The 14,939-nt window shown below is 53.8% G+C and carries 9 protein-coding genes and 2 other RNA genes (1 of these 11 only partly in view); 4 read left to right on the forward strand and 7 right to left on the reverse strand.

The features are described 5' to 3' along the window. Together J4685_RS02635 and J4685_RS02640 are read left to right on the forward strand one after the other, a co-directional pair. Positions 1–70, forward strand: a non-coding RNA gene (locus J4685_RS02635) — RtT sRNA (it extends 161 nt beyond the left edge of the window). A gap of 44 nt (positions 71–114) precedes the next feature. Next, a non-coding RNA gene (locus J4685_RS02640) (RtT sRNA) lies at positions 115–245 on the forward strand. Between the two features lie 102 nt (positions 246–347). Here J4685_RS02640 and J4685_RS02645 read toward each other — a convergent pair. The 6 genes from J4685_RS02645 to narK form a co-directional block, all read right to left on the reverse strand. Then, complete coding sequence (locus J4685_RS02645) at positions 348–1,877, reverse strand: tetratricopeptide repeat protein (RefSeq protein ID WP_011233033.1); 1,530 nt, start codon at positions 1,875–1,877, stop codon at positions 348–350. A gap of 241 nt (positions 1,878–2,118) precedes the next feature. After that, positions 2,119–2,796, reverse strand: coding sequence for a respiratory nitrate reductase subunit gamma (gene narI, locus J4685_RS02650; RefSeq protein WP_000545594.1), 678 nt, complete (start codon positions 2,794–2,796; stop codon positions 2,119–2,121). After that, a complete protein-coding gene (narJ, locus tag J4685_RS02655) occupies positions 2,796–3,506 on the reverse strand; it encodes a nitrate reductase molybdenum cofactor assembly chaperone (RefSeq protein ID WP_000571668.1) in 711 nt (236 codons plus the stop codon). Before narJ ends, narI begins: the two co-directional genes overlap by 1 nt. Next, the gene (gene narH / locus J4685_RS02660; RefSeq protein WP_000702629.1) at positions 3,503–5,038 is read right to left on the reverse strand and encodes a nitrate reductase subunit beta; all 1,536 of its coding nucleotides are present in this window, start codon (positions 5,036–5,038) and stop codon (positions 3,503–3,505) included. Before narH ends, narJ begins: the two co-directional genes overlap by 4 nt. After that, positions 5,035–8,778 carry a nitrate reductase subunit alpha gene (locus tag J4685_RS02665; protein ID WP_000032894.1) on the reverse strand — a complete coding sequence of 1,248 codons (3,744 nt, stop codon included), beginning with the start codon at positions 8,776–8,778 and terminating at the stop codon, positions 5,035–5,037. Before J4685_RS02665 ends, narH begins: the two co-directional genes overlap by 4 nt. Positions 8,779–9,166: 388 nt before the next feature. Beyond that, entirely contained in the window at positions 9,167–10,564 is a 1,398-nt protein-coding gene (gene narK, locus J4685_RS02670; RefSeq protein WP_000019848.1) for a nitrate transporter NarK, read from the reverse strand. Between the two features lie 340 nt (positions 10,565–10,904). Here narK and narX point away from each other — a divergent pair, with 340 nt between their 5' ends. Next, entirely contained in the window at positions 10,905–12,701 is a 1,797-nt protein-coding gene (gene narX / locus J4685_RS02675; RefSeq protein WP_000476244.1) for a nitrate/nitrite two-component system sensor histidine kinase NarX, read from the forward strand. Beyond that, complete coding sequence (narL, locus tag J4685_RS02680) at positions 12,694–13,344, forward strand: two-component system response regulator NarL (protein WP_001064598.1); 651 nt, start codon at positions 12,694–12,696, stop codon at positions 13,342–13,344. The genes narX and narL overlap by 8 nt, the downstream gene beginning before the upstream one ends. Here the strand turns inward: narL and J4685_RS02685 are convergent, their stop codons facing one another. Continuing rightward, a complete protein-coding gene (locus J4685_RS02685; protein ID WP_001116408.1) occupies positions 13,345–14,769 on the reverse strand; it encodes a YchO/YchP family invasin in 1,425 nt (474 codons plus the stop codon). Positions 14,770–14,939: the final 170 nt, after the last annotated feature.

Consider the following 14,939-nt stretch of genomic DNA (forward strand, 5'->3'; position numbering starts at 1 on the left):
ANGGCGTTGCCGCAGGCAACGACCCGAAGGGCGAAGCGCGCAGCGCTGAGTCATCCTTCCCCCACCACCATCACTCCCGTCGCGTATATTATCCCCGTTAAGCATAGTGCCTCATATCTCTCTGTACGGGGAAGGATGAGAAGCTTCGACTAAGGTTCGATTCGAGCGCAGCGAGAAAGCGTTGCCGTAGGCAACGGCCCGAAGGGCGAAGCGCGCAGCGCTGAGTCATCCTTCCCCCACCACCATCACTTCATAAAGTACCAATTTCAAATCAATCAGCACTGCCCCATATCCTTACCCCACAGGCAGACTTCACTCCATGGCGCCATGGCTTATTGGTTATCTTATCAATACTTCTTCCTGGCAATCTTTTTCGCCTCCTTTGACTGGTCAATTTTTCGCCAGATGAGATTAAAGGCGGCATATGTCTCGCTAAGTTGATCTGGGGTGAGCGTTCCCTTGAGTCGGTTTCTTTCGGCAATGAGCGCTGAACAATCATCCTTAGATTTTTCCGTATACATACTTGCCATGTAATACCAAATATAGGCCTGCTTATTATCTTTAGGCACACCCTGGCGCCCATGAGCATAAATTTCCCCAAGCGCTGATTGTGCAGGAGTAAACCCCTGCTCTGCCGCTTTAAGGTACCACTTCAGCGCATTCCGGCTATTTTCAGGCACGCCTCTTCCCGTGCTATATGCTACGCCAAGCTGATATTGCGCTTTCGCAAAATCCTGTTTTGCTGCTTTTCGATACCATGCGATAGCCTGTCTGTCGCTTTGCGCGACGTCGCGACCAAAAGCAGACATGATGCCCAGATGCGTTTGCGCAGCAGGCAGTCCCTGGCGTGCGGCTTTGCGATACCACGCCAGCGCCTGTTGGTAGTCCTGAGAAACGCCCTCACCCTGCATAAACATCACGCCGATCGCATCCTGCGCCTCGGCCAATCCTTGCGCTGCGGCTCTGCGATACCACTCCAGCGCCAGGTTGTGATCTTTCAATAAGTGATAACCGTTGTAATACCATACGCCAAAATTGTACTGTACCTTTGCCATCACGCGTTGCGCTGTTTTTCGATACCACGTCTGAGAGTGAACCCGGTCAGCGGGATGCGCTTTATCATAGAGCGCACTCAGCGGAATGTGGCCTGGCGTATAGCTGCCTGGTATACCTTCATTAAGCCAGTAAACTGCCTGACGATAATCCTGAGGCACGCCTTCACCATAAAAATAGGCAACACCGAGATAAAGTTGCGCGGGGTAGTACATATTTTCCGCCGCTTTACGCATCAAGATCGCCGTTTGCTGATAATCCTGAGGAACGCCCTGACCGTGGGCGTACATTACTCCAAGCTTAAATTGTGCTGACGAAGCTGAACCCTGTCCGCGGACAACGCCCGCATCATTGGTTGGAGAGGCGGCTTTTCGATACCACTCCAGCGCTAGCTGGGTATTTTGGGGAAACCCATCGCCATACATATAGGCGTCACCGAGAATTTCTTGCGTACTACTATCCCCTAGCTCTGCCGCCTTGCGATACCACTCCAGCGCTTTTTGTCGACTAAGTGGAAAATTTTCACCATAGTTGTAATGATAGCCAAGGATGAAATAGGAAAAATCCGAACCTTGTTTACCCGCTTTCTCCAGCCATTTTATGGCTAGTTTATAATCAGGCTTAACGTATCGCCCCTCCGCATACCAGCTTCCAAGCGCGAACTGCGCGCTTTCATCTCCTTGTTCCGCTTTTTGCTCTAATTCCTGAACGTACTGGCATTCTTCTGAGTCGGCGGGATAGCGCTCCTCGCAGACAGCAGCGTGAGCCATTTTTGAAATAAATATATTTAATATTATTATTTTGAAAATTGATGAAAAACGCATACAACTATCCTTATTGTCGTTTATGGCGTGATTATATGCTGCATCATCCTTTTTCTGCTTACAAAAAACTCGCACAGATGCTGAATAAACCCAAAAACAAAGAGTACGGATTCAGATGCCAGACATGGCAGATCCGCTGTAAACGAAACAAGGCGGCGGTCGATAAGGCATTTATGCCGCACTCCGGCAAACAGCCATAAAAAAACTCCGCCGAAGCGGAGTTTAGGGCATCGAGAAAAAATCAGTGACGCGCACGTACAATCTGGTATTTGCGAGTCAGATACTCGACCGGCACGCTCCAGATATGCACCAGGCGCGAGAATGGGAACAACAGGAACAGCGTCATCCCCAGTACCAGGTGCATACGGAAGATAAAGGCCACACCGTCCAGATGTGCGGATGCGCCACCGTGGAAGGTCACAACTGACTGCGCCCACCCGACCAGCTTCATCATTTCACTCCCGTCCATATGCTGGGCGGAGAACGGAATGGTCAGCAGGCCCAGCGCGCACTGAATCACCAGCAGCGAGAGAATCAAAATATCTGCGCCAGTAGTGGTGGCGCGGACACGTGGGCTAAACAGACGACGCTTGAGCAGTAAAATACCGCCAACCAGCGTCAGCACGCCGCAGGCGCCGCCGGCAATCATCGCCATCTTCTGCTTCACGTCGACCGGCAGAAAAGCTTCATACATCCAGTGCGGCGTTAACATGCCCAGGAAGTGACCGGCGAAAATACCCAGAATCCCAATGTGGAACAGGTTTGACGCCAGGTTCATTCCTTTGCGATCCAGCATCTGACTGGAAGCCGCCCGCCAGGTGTACTGACCGTAGTCGTAACGTAACCAGCTACCGATCAGAAATACCGATCCGGCAATGTACGGGTAGATATCAAAGAAGAACATATTCAGGAAGTGCATTAGTGCTGTCCTCCGGTGGTGATATTCAGATATTGCGGCGCCACGGCCCCGGCAAAACGACGCTGGTGAGCGGAGATTTCCGACTCGCCACACCCTTGATCGGCGAAGAATTTCACCTGCTCTTCTTCCCAGACCGCATCCAGTGCCTGCGGGGTATCATCACGTGCTTCATTCGCAATTTTTTCAGCCACTTTGTCGCTGTCGATAACGGTATTCGCCAGTTTTAACAGCAGATCGAACAGCACCGCATAACGGCTGTCACGCTGTTGCAAACGTGCGCTGAGCAGCGCCAGAATCGGCGCGATATCCTGTAACCCCCCTAACGCTTCGCTTTTCGGCAATTGCGCAAGGTATTCCAGATACAGCGGCAGATGATCGGGAAGTTCGCGGCTGTCGAGCTGCAAACCGTGCTGCTCATACTGTGCCATCAGGTCAACCATCGCCTGACCGCGATCGCGGGACTCCCCGTGAACATGTTCAAACAGCAGCAGCGATGTGGCGCGACCACGGTCAAACAGTTCGCTATAAGCGGCCTGTACATCCAGCATGTCCTGCGCGGTTAAATCGCGCAGGAAAACGCCCAGAGTCTGGGCATCCTCTTTATCCAGGTTCTCAGATGACGCGAGCGCATCGAACAACTCCTGCTGATGCTGCCACAGGGCAGCATCCGGGTACTCGAGCAGACGCGAAACAATGACGAGTTCAATCATGCGTGCGGCTCCGTTTTGCTGGTCACATCAACAGCGTCGATGCGGCGGCTGTTGAACAGATTGAATTTGGTATCAGACCCGTGGCAACCATCGCCGAAGGTAAAGCCACAACCGCTTTTCTCCGGGAATGCGTCACGCGCCAGTTCACGATGGCTGCTCGGTACCACAAAGCGATCTTCATAATTAGCAATTGCCAGGTAACGATACATTTCCTGCGCTTGGGCTTCGCTTAAACCCACCTCTTCCAGCGCGCGGGTATCCACTTTACCGTCTACGGTTTCCGCACGTTTGTAGTGACGCATCGCCAGCATCCGTTTCAGCGCCAACAGTACCGGCTGGGTGTCGCCAGCGGTCAACAGGTTCGCCAGGTACTGCACCGGGATACGCAGACTGTCTACATCCGGCAGAATACCGTTGCTGCCCAGTTCACCCGCGTCGGCGGCAGACTGAATCGGTGACAAAGGCGGTACGTACCAGACCATCGGCAGCGTGCGGTATTCCGGATGCAGCGGCAGCGCCAGCTTCCAGTCCATCGCCATTTTGTACACTGGCGATTGCTGCGCCGCATCGATCACGCTCTGCGGCACGCCGTCCTTCAGCGCCTGCTCAATGACAGCCGGATCGTTCGGATCGAGGAACACGTCCAGTTGACGCTGGTACAGATCTTTTTCGTTTTCCGTACTGGCGGCGCTTTCAATGGCATCGGCGTCATACAGCAGTACGCCAAGATAACGGATACGGCCCACGCAGGTTTCCGAGCAAACGGTCGGCTGACCGGCTTCGATACGCGGGTAGCAGAAGATGCACTTCTCGGACTTGCCGCTCTTCCAGTTGAAGTAAATCTTCTTGTACGGGCAACCGGTGATACACATCCGCCAGCCGCGGCACTTGTCCTGGTCGATCAGCACGATGCCATCTTCTTCACGCTTATAAATCGCGCCGCTCGGGCAGGTCGCCACGCACGCCGGGTTGAGACAGTGCTCGCACAGGCGCGGCAGGTACATCATGAAGGTGTTTTCGAACTGGCCGTACATCGCCTTCTGCATGTTTTCGAAATTCTGATCTTTGGCGCGTTTTTCGAACTCGCCGCCCAGAATCTCTTCCCAGTTTGGCCCGCTGGTAATTTTGTCCATCCGCTGGCCGGTAATCAGCGAGCGCGGACGCGCGATCGGCTGATGTTTGCTTTCCGGCGCGGTATGCAGGTTCTGGTAGTCGTAATCAAACGGCTCGTAGTAGTCGTCGATGCCCGGCAGATGCGGGTTAGCGAAGATTTTACCCAGCAGCAGCGCCCGGTTGCCCATGCGCGGCTGTAGTTTGCCGTTGATTTTGCGGATCCAGCCGCCTTTCCATTTTTCCTGATTTTCCCAGTCATTCGGAAAACCAACGCCAGGCTTACTTTCTACGTTGTTGAACCACGCGTATTCCATACCTTCGCGACTGGTCCAGACGTTTTTACAGGTGACTGAACAGGTATGACAGCCGATGCACTTATCGAGATTCAGCACCATGCCGACTTGTGAACGAATTTTCATTTTACGCTCTCCTGTACCTGGTCATTGCCTTCGCCATCCAACCAGTTAATGTTCTTCATCTTACGTACCACCACAAACTCATCGCGGTTGGAGCCGACGGTACCATAGTAGTTAAAGCCGTAGGCTAACTGCGCATAGCCTCCGATCATATGGGTCGGTTTCGGCGTAATGCGCGTCACCGAGTTATGAATACCGCCGCGCTGCTGGGTAATTTCCGACCCCGGCAGGTTTACGATACGTTCCTGCGCGTGGTACATCATGGTCATGCCCGCCGGTACACGCTGGCTGACCACTGCGCGTGCGGTCAATGCGCCGTTGCTGTTGAAGACTTCGATCCAGTCGTTATCTTCAATGCCCAGATCTTTGGCGTCGGTTTCGCTCATCCATACAATCGGGCCGCCACGCGACAAGGTCAGCATCAACAGGTTATCGCTGTAGGTCGAGTGGATACCCCATTTCTGGTGCGGCGTCAGGAAGTTGAGCGCCTTCTCCGGATTACCGTTGGATTTACGCCCCATCACCGCTTTCACCGAGCGGGTGTCGATCGGTGGGCGATACACCAGCAGACTTTCGCCAAAGTCGCGCATCCACTGGTGATCCTGATACAACTGTTGGCGACCAGACAGCGTACGCCACGGGATCAGCTCGTGAACGTTGGTATAACCGGCGTTATAAGAAACGTGCTCATCTTCCAGACCAGACCAGGTCGGGCTGGAGATAATTTTGCGCGGCTGGGCCTGAATATCGCGGAAGCGGATTTTCTCTTCTTCTTTATTGGTCGCCAGATGCGTATGGTCGCGACCGGTAAACTCGCTCAGCGCCGCCCAGGCTTTCACCGCCACCTGACCGTTGGTTTCCGGCGCTAACGTCAGGATCATCTCTGCCGCGTCAATCGCCGTGTTGAGCATCGGCTGGCCTTTCGCCGGACCGTCCGCTTTGGTGTAATTAAGCTTACGCAGCAAGTCCATTTCGCTCTGCGTGTTCCAGGCAATCCCTTTCCCGCCGTTGCCGATTTTCTCCATCAGCGGGCCGATAGAGGTAAAGCGTTCGTAAGTCGCCGGGTAATCGCGCTCGACGGTCATGATGTGCGGCGCGGTTTTCCCTGGGATCAGATCGCATTCACCTTTTTTCCAGTCTTTCACGTCCAGCGGCTGTGCCAGTTCAGCGGCAGAGTCGTGCTGGATCGGCAGCGTCACGACGTCAGTCTCTTTACCCAGGTAGCCTACACAGACTTCGGAGAATTTCTTCGCAATGCCTTTGTAGATTTCCCAGTCGCTTTTCGATTCCCAGGCCGGATCTACGGCGGCAGACAGCGGATGAATAAACGGATGCATATCCGAGGTATTCATATCGTCTTTTTCATACCAGGTGGCGGTCGGCAGTACGATATCGGAGTACAGGCAGGTGCTCGACAGGCGGAAGTCCAGCGTCACCACCAGATCCAGTTTGCCGTCCAGGCCATTGTCACGCCATTCCACTTCTTCCGGCTTCACACCGCCCTGTTTACCCAGATCCAGCCCCTGAATACCATGCTCAGTACCCAGCAGATATTTCAGCATGTACTCATGGCCCTTACCGGAAGACCCAAGCAGGTTAGAACGCCAGATGAACAGGTTACGCGGGTGGTTTTTACCGTTTTCCGGCTGCTCGGCGGCAAAGCGAATCGAACCCTCTTTCAGGGATTTGACGGTATAATCTACCGGTGTCATACCGGCTTTTTCCGCTTCACGCGCAATATACAGCGGGTTAGTGCCTAACTGCGGCGCCGACGGCAACCAGCCCATACGCTCGGCGCGCACATTGAAGTCAATCAGATGACCGCTATAGCGGGATTTGTCCGCCATCGGCGACAGTAACTCCTCGGCGGTCACCGTCTCGTAGCGCCACTGGCTGGAGTGGTTATAGAAGTAAGAGGTGCTATTCATGTGACGCGCCGGACGCTGCCAGTCAAGGGCAAACGCCAGCGGCTGCCAGCCGGTCTGCGGACGCAGTTTTTCTTGGCCGACGTAGTGCGCCCAACCGCCGCCGCTCTGACCAACGCAACCACAGAACACCAACATATTGATCAGCCCGCGATAGTTCATATCGAGGTGATACCAGTGGTTCAGACCGGCGCCAACGATAATCATTGAACGCCCGTGCGTTTTGTCCGCGTTATCGGCGAACTCCCGTGCGATACGGATGATCTGCGCCCGCGGCACGCCGGTGATCTGCTCGGCCCATGCTGGCGTATACGCTTTGGTATCATCATAACTGGCGGCACAATTTTCATCGTTGAGGCCGCGTTCCAGACCATAGTTCGCCATGGTCAGGTCATACACGGTGGTGACTAACGCGGTAGAACCATCGGCCAGTTGCAGACGTTTAACCGGCAATTTATGCAGCAGGACGTTATCCAGCGCCACATGATTAAAGTACTCTGAACCTTCGCCGCCGAAATACGGGAAGCCCACGTCAGCAATCTCATCCTGGCTGCCCAGCAAGCTGAGCTGCAATTCAGTTTCTGCACCGGTAGTCCCGTCGCGCTGTTCGAGGTTCCATTTGCCTTTTTCGCCCCAGCGGAAACCAATTGAACCGTTTGGCGCCACCATTTCACCGTTGCTGTTGATAGCGACGGTTTTCCATTCCGGGTTATTTTCCTGCCCCAGCGAATCAACGAGATCGGCAGCGCGCAGCATACGACCTGCGGCATAATAACCATCACGCTCTTCAAGCATCACCAGCATTGGCATGTCGGTATAGCGACGGACATAATCGGTGAAGTACTGGCGCGGGTTGTCGAGGTGGAACTCGCGCAGCATGACGTGGCCCATCGCCAGCGCCATCGCCGCATCGGTCCCCTGCTTCGGCGCCAGCCACAGATCGCACAGTTTGGCGATTTCAGCATAGTCCGGCGTCACCGCGACGGTTTTAGTGCCTTTGTAACGTACTTCGGTAAAGAAGTGGGCGTCCGGCGTACGGGTTTGCGGCACGTTAGAGCCCCAGGCGATAATATAGCTGGAATTGTACCAGTCAGCGGATTCCGGCACGTCGGTCTGCTCGCCCCAGGTTTGCGGGGAGGCTGGCGGCAGGTCGCAGTACCAGTCGTAAAAGCTCAGGCAGGTACCGCCAATCAGCGAAAGATAACGTGCGCCGGAAGCGTAGGAGACCATCGACATCGCCGGAATGGGTGAGAAGCCCGCGACGCGGTCAGGGCCATAGGTTTTCACGGTGTACACGTTGGAGGCAGCGATCAGCTCGTTCACTTCCTGCCATGAGGAGCGAACAAAGCCGCCACGACCACGCGCCTGTTTGAAGCTTTTGGCTTTATCGGCATCTTCAATGATGGAGGCCCATGCCTCTACCGGATCGCGATGCAGTTTTTTCGCCTCGCGCCACATCTTCATCAGACGTTTGCGCATTAGCGGATATTTCAGTCGGTTAGCGCTGTAGAGATACCAGGAGTAACTTGCCCCGCGCGGGCAGCCGCGAGGTTCATGGTTTGGCATATCAGGACGGGTGCGCGGGTAATCGGTTTGCTGTGTTTCCCAGGTCACCAGACCATTTTTGACATAAATTTTCCAGCTACAAGAACCGGTGCAGTTCACCCCATGGGTTGAGCGCACAATTTTGTCATGCTGCCAACGTTGGCGGTATCCGTCCTCCCAGTCCCGGTTTGTTTCGAGAAGCTGGCCGTGCCCATCGGCAAAGGTTTCGCCCTTCTGCTTGAAGTAGCGAAACCGGTCCAGGAATTTACTCATCGGGTTTCTCCTGTGTGGAACCTTACGGCTCTCTGATAAATCGACATTGCTTAACTAAGGGCGAAGGTAACGCGCTGAATGGGCGTGAGAATTGATAACGATCAAGGCGGACAGGGATGCAAATGGCGCGCAAACCTTCTGCATACTCCTTTAGGAGGAGTGTGTTTATTTGTATATCTTACTGATTTAAATGCATAAAATTAAATTTACGCACGACATGAATGTTAAATTTTCAACCAGTGGGTATTAAGGGGTATCCCCCTGGATGACCGATAAAGATGTGCGTGGTCAGCCCTGTCGCGCCTCTCTTCTTGACTATAAGTATGTTGTAACTAAATACAGATAAAAAAAAAGCGCGGCCTAACGCCGCGCAAAGGATAATCAAAAGTTACTTTTTATTTTTAGAATGACGTCCATATACCGCCCAGGTAATAACGACGCAGGCGATATAGAAAATAAGAAAGACTTTCATCGCGCCGACTGGCGAACCGGTTAAGGCTAAAGATGAACCAAACGCTTTCGGAATAAAAAAGCCGCCAATCGCGCCAATCGCGGAAATAAAGCCCAGCGCCGCCGCCGTATCGGTCGCCGCTTCACGCATGGCTCTTTCGTCCGACCCGCCTTCCGCTTTAACCCGGTCCATTGTCAGTTTACGGAAGATAACAGAGATCATCTGGAAGGTAGAACCACTCCCCAGCCCCGCCGTCAGGAATAGTGCCAGAAATACCCCGTAGAATGCGATAAAGCTACCGCCAACGCCGCCAGTAGGTAATGTCAGGAACAGCAGACCGCTGAAAATCGCCATCAGGACAAAGTTGATAAGCGTGACGCGAGTCCCCCCCAGACGGTCAGAAATTGCGCCGCCTGCCGAACGCGCCAGCGCGCCGATAAACGGACCGAAAAACGCATAATGCAGGATCTGCACATCCGGGAATTGCGTTTTAGACAGCATAGCGAACCCCGCGGAGAAACCGATAAACGATCCGAAGGTCGCCAGATACAGCAGACTCATGATCCACAGGTGACCACGTTTGAGCACCGGCAGTTGCTCTTTTAGCGAGGCCTTAGACGTCGCCAGTTCGTTCATGCCGAACCACGCCGCCAGCGTAAAAATGGCCAGGAAAGGCACCCAAATCCAGGCTGCGTTCGCCAGATAGAGCTGAGAACCGTCCGGCTGCTCTACACCGTGGCTGCCAAAGGCGGCAAAGATAGAGAGCGAAACCACCAGCGGCGCAACCAGCTGCATCACACTCACGCCCATATTGCCCAGACCACCGTTCAGACCCAGCGCGCCGCCCTGCTTTTGTTTAGGAAAGAAAAAGCTGATGTTCGCCATACTGGAGGCAAAGTTCGCGCCGGCAAAACCACACAGCAAGGAAATAATAATGAAAGTGCTAAATGGCGTACTGGTATCCTGAACGGCAAAGCCTAACCATACGCAGGGCACGATGAGGATACCGGTACTGAACGCTGTCCAGCGACGTCCGCCAAATAGCGGCACCATAAAGGAGTAAGGCACCCGTAGCAGCGCGCCGGAAACAGATGGCAGCGCAGTCAACATAAAGAGCTGATCGGTCGTAAAATTAAATCCCACTTTCGGCAGGTTCACCGCCACTGCGCTGAATAGCATCCAGACGCAAAACGCCAGCAGTAAACACGGGACAGAAATCCACAAATTACGGCTGGCGACACGATGGCCGCGCTGCTGCCAGAATGCCGGATCTTCCGGACGCCATTCCGTGATAACAGCGCCAGTTGCCCTTTCCGGGGCGGATGAGTGACTCATAGACACCTCTGATTCTTGATTTGATGTCTGCCACATTAGGGTTTACTGCCGAAGGTAAGTTGATATAAATCAAAGGAAAAGTCGTCATCACCGGCGACTAAAAATAGTTATTGCCCTTAATGAGTAGGCTATTTTGGTAAAAAAGCTGTGGTTTTTCACCATGCTGTGTCTGTCTACTCCTTCCCGTCGCAGATACCTCTCTACGGCGGCAATTAAGGAGTAACTCGTTATAGGTATGGGTATACTCCGCTGTATCGTTGAGAATAGCGGCACAGCCGATTGACGCCCCTCTTTTTTGCTACGTTTTTTCGGCGACATTACCCCGAAGAAAGAAGGTAACATGTTTAAACGGTGTTTCTCTCCTCTTACGCTGGTTAACCAACTGGCGCTGATTGTCATGCTCTCTACCGCTATCGGCGTGGCGGGGATGGCGGTTTCCGGCTGGCTGGTTCAGGGCGTACAGGGTAGCGCTCATGCGATTAATAAAGCGGGCTCATTGCGTATGCAAAGCTATCGACTACTGGCAGCTGTCCCGCTGGATGCTAAAGATCAAAAGCTGCTGGATGAGATGGAGCAAACGGCATTCAGCCCGGAACTGACCCGCGCCGCTGAGCGAGACGGGCAGCAAAAGCAGCTTAAAGCGTTGCAGGATTACTGGCATAACGAACTCTCGCCAGGACTACAGCACGCGCAAAACGCGCACGCGGTCGCAGAAGATGTCACGCGCTTTGTGGCGGGCCTGGATCGCCTGGTGACGTCGTTCGACCATACTACTGAATTGCGTATCGAACGCGTGGTATTAGTTCACCGGGTAATGGCGATCTTTATGGCGCTATTGCTGGTATTTACGATTATCTGGCTACGTGTTCGCCTTTTGCAGCCCTGGAAACAGTTATTATCAATGGCGCGCGCCGTCAGTCAGCGCGACTTTACCCAACGTGCCAATATCAGTGGACGCAATGAGATGGCCGCGTTGGGTTCTGCGCTCAATAATATGTCTGAAGAGCTGGCCGAAAGTTATGCGGTACTGGAACAGCGCGTACAGGAAAAAACAGCCGGTCTGGAACATAAAAACCAGATTCTCTCGTTTTTGTGGCAAGCCAACCGCCGACTGCATTCACAGGCTCCGCTATGTGAGCGTCTTTCACCGGTACTGAATGGCCTGCAAAATTTAACCCAGTTGCATGATATTGAGCTGCGAGTCTATGACCTGGAAGATGAAGATAATCACCAGGAATTTACCTGTCAGTCGGACATCAGTTGCGATGATAAAGGCTGCCACCTTTGCCCACGTAGCGCCCTGCCGATGATTAACGGCGGCACCACCTTAAAATGGCGGCTCACCGACTCTCACACCCAATACGGTATTTTGCTGGCGACGCTGCCCTACGGACGCCATCTCAGCCACGATCAGCAACAGTTGGTGGACACGCTGGTTGAACAGCTTACCGCGACTCTGGCGCTCGACAGGCATCAGGAGCGCCAGCAGCAGTTGATTGTCATGGAAGAGCGTGCCACCATTGCCCGCGAACTGCATGATTCTATTGCCCAGTCGCTCTCTTGTATGAAGATGCAGGTGAGCTGCCTGCAAATGCAGGGCGACGTGTTACCGGAAAGCAGCCGTGAGTTACTCAGCCAAATTCGCAATGAGCTGAACTGCTCCTGGGCGCAACTGCGCGAACTGTTAACCACTTTCCGCTTACAGTTGACGGAACCCGGGCTACGTCCGGCGCTGGAAGCAAGCTGCCAGGAGTTCAGCGCCCGGTTTGGCTTTACGGTAAAACTGGATTATCAGCTTCCCCCCCGCCTGGTGCCGTCACACCAGGCGATACACCTGTTGCAAATTGCCAGGGAAGCCCTCAGCAACGCCCTTAAACACTCTCATGCCGACGATGTGGTGGTGACAGTGACGCAATGTGGCAAACAGGTCAAACTAAAAGTGCAGGATAATGGCTGCGGCGTCCCGGAAAACGCCGAACGCAGTAATCACTACGGCATGATCATCATGCGCGATCGGGCGCAAAGTTTGCGCGGCGATTGCCAGGTACGCCGACGCGAGACTGGCGGAACAGAGGTCACTGTTACTTTTATTCCAGAAACAAACTTCACAGAAACCCAGGGAGATACCCATGAATAATCAGGAACCGGCAACCATCCTGTTAATCGACGACCATCCGATGCTACGCACGGGTGTAAAGCAGCTTGTGAGTATGGCGCCCGATATCAGCGTGGTCGGAGAAGCCAGCAACGGTGAGCAGGGTATTGACCTGGCGGAATCGCTCGATCCCGATCTGATCCTCCTTGATTTGAATATGCCGGGAATGAATGGTCTCGAAACGCTGGATAAATTACGCGAAAAAGCGCTGTCAGGACGTATTGTCGTTTTCAGCGTATCCAACCATGAAGAAGATGTCGTCACGGCGCTAAAGCGCGGCGCGGATGGTTATCTGTTGAAAGACATGGAGCCGGAGGACTTGCTCAAAGCGTTACAACAGGCCGCCGCCGGCGAAATGGTATTAAGTGAAGCGTTAACGCCGGTACTGGCGGCCAGCCTGCGGGCCAACCGCGCCACCACCGATCGCGATGTAACGCAACTCACCCCGCGTGAGCGCGATATTCTGAAGCTCATCGCGCAGGGATTGCCAAATAAGATGATTGCCCGACGTCTGGATATCACCGAAAGTACGGTCAAAGTGCACGTGAAACATATGCTCAAGAAAATGAAGCTGAAATCGCGCGTGGAGGCCGCCGTCTGGGTACATCAGGAACGCATCTTTTAATTATTGCTCCTGGAACGGTTGCCAATGCGGATTATCGTCCGGCATCGTGATAAACGGTTCAGTCAGCGCGAGCGTGATCTCATTGGAAGAGACACGCTGACCTTTTTCATCCTCAACCACCACCGATAAACGCCAGCGATTTGCCGCGCCTTCGCGGTGATCCCAGGCCGGCATAATGATTGTCCAGCCCTCGGTACTGCGGGTGTCCGTTCCTGCCGTCAAACTTAAGGCCTGTGTATCGCCCTGCCAGCTCAAATGACGAATACCGTGCACGCTGCGCACCTGCAATTTTAACGCAACCGTCTCACCAGGCGTAAGATCCCAGGGCGGCGTCGCCAGAAAAACCGTTAACGTTTTACGCTGCCGATACTCCATTGTCGGCAGCGAGTTACGTTGCGGCGTATCATAGCGGCTACCGCGTAATGACTGGCTTTGCGCCACTTCACTGGCGGCAAGCTGCTTTTTGAGCGGCACGCCGAAGCGGTAGTTAAGCGTCAGCCCCAGGTTATTCTGACTGACCCCGCTCTCGCCCTGTTTGTGCTGGGCGGTCATGGTAAGCAAAGGTACTGGCGTATAGTTGAGACCCAGTTTTAACGCGACAGGATTGTGATACCCCGTTCCGGAGTCAAACAGATCCACGCTATCGCCAAAGTACTGCTCCAGACTAACGCTGGTATTGATATGCTGGTAAAACGGCAGCCGCATTTGCGCGTTGATATCATACCCGCGCGCCATTCGCTGTTCTAAGGTCGCCGTATGCGTCTGCCAGTCGGCAAAAGGCTGATAATAGTTGGCGGATAAACGCAAATATTCTCCCCACGCCTCCGCGCCAAAGCCGGCGCGCTGCAGATTTTCATCCAGCAGATTATCGTAAAAGGTATTATAGCCAAGAAGCCAGCCATCCTGTGCCCAGCGCTGTCCTATGCCAACGTTGCTTACCAGTCCGTCAGTCTGTTGCGTAAGACCAAGCTGGCTCCAGGTCAGATAGCGCTGTTTATCCTGTAAAGGGATAAACCAGCTTCCGCGACTGCCGTTAAAATGACCTTCGTTATCGACGTTAATATCAACGCTGGCGCTGCCCCAGGCTGATAGCCAGCTTTCAAGCTGCTGGTTAACCTGCTCGCTGACCACATCGCGTACCTGTCCGAAAGCGAATTGCCGCGCCTGTTCACCGGTATCCAGATCGTTATTTTTCATGCTGGCTTCGCCAAACGCTTTGGCCATCTCGGCAAAATGCTTTTCCCCTTCGTGGGATTCCGGCATCATGCCTAAATCCGGCAGACGGTTTTGCGTGAAAGGATCTTGCGCCTGCGCACGGATCGTACCGCTGGCAGCCAGCAGGAGAAGCGAGAGTGAGAATGAACGAAAAACAATACGGCTCAACGTGTCGGCAACTTCTAAAACAAAAGATGAGAGGAATGGCATCAGAGTAAACCATAACGTGTCCGGACAGGTTTTGCAGCCTTTTCTCGTGCTTCCAGGAATATCCTTATTTTTTCCGCAGAGCGTCCCGGGATTTTATCCACGCATTTGGCGGTACCCGGTTCCCGAGGTAACATAACGCCATTGCCGACAAAATTTCTCGAGGAGAAGGG

The sequence above is a fragment of the Salmonella sp. 32100201201700099SM genome, from assembly GCF_017572645.1.
In the GTDB taxonomy this organism is placed as follows: domain Bacteria; phylum Pseudomonadota; class Gammaproteobacteria; order Enterobacterales; family Enterobacteriaceae; genus Salmonella; species Salmonella enterica.

Coding starts and splice junctions, on each gene's coding strand:
- J4685_RS02645 (WP_011233033.1), bottom strand. CDS start 1,877: ATGCGTTTTTCATCAATTTTCAAAATAATAATATTAAATATATTTATT.
- narH (WP_000702629.1), bottom strand. CDS start 5,038: ATGAAAATTCGTTCACAAGTCGGCATGGTGCTGAATCTCGATAAGTGC.
- narL (WP_001064598.1), top strand. CDS start 12,694: ATGAATAATCAGGAACCGGCAACCATCCTGTTAATCGACGACCATCCG.
- J4685_RS02665 (WP_000032894.1), bottom strand. CDS start 8,778: ATGAGTAAATTCCTGGACCGGTTTCGCTACTTCAAGCAGAAGGGCGAA.
- narJ (WP_000571668.1), bottom strand. CDS start 3,506: ATGATTGAACTCGTCATTGTTTCGCGTCTGCTCGAGTACCCGGATGCT.
- narI (WP_000545594.1), bottom strand. CDS start 2,796: ATGCACTTCCTGAATATGTTCTTCTTTGATATCTACCCGTACATTGCC.
- narK (WP_000019848.1), bottom strand. CDS start 10,564: ATGAGTCACTCATCCGCCCCGGAAAGGGCAACTGGCGCTGTTATCACG.
- J4685_RS02685 (WP_001116408.1), bottom strand. CDS start 14,769: ATGCCATTCCTCTCATCTTTTGTTTTAGAAGTTGCCGACACGTTGAGC.
- narX (WP_000476244.1), top strand. CDS start 10,905: ATGTTTAAACGGTGTTTCTCTCCTCTTACGCTGGTTAACCAACTGGCG.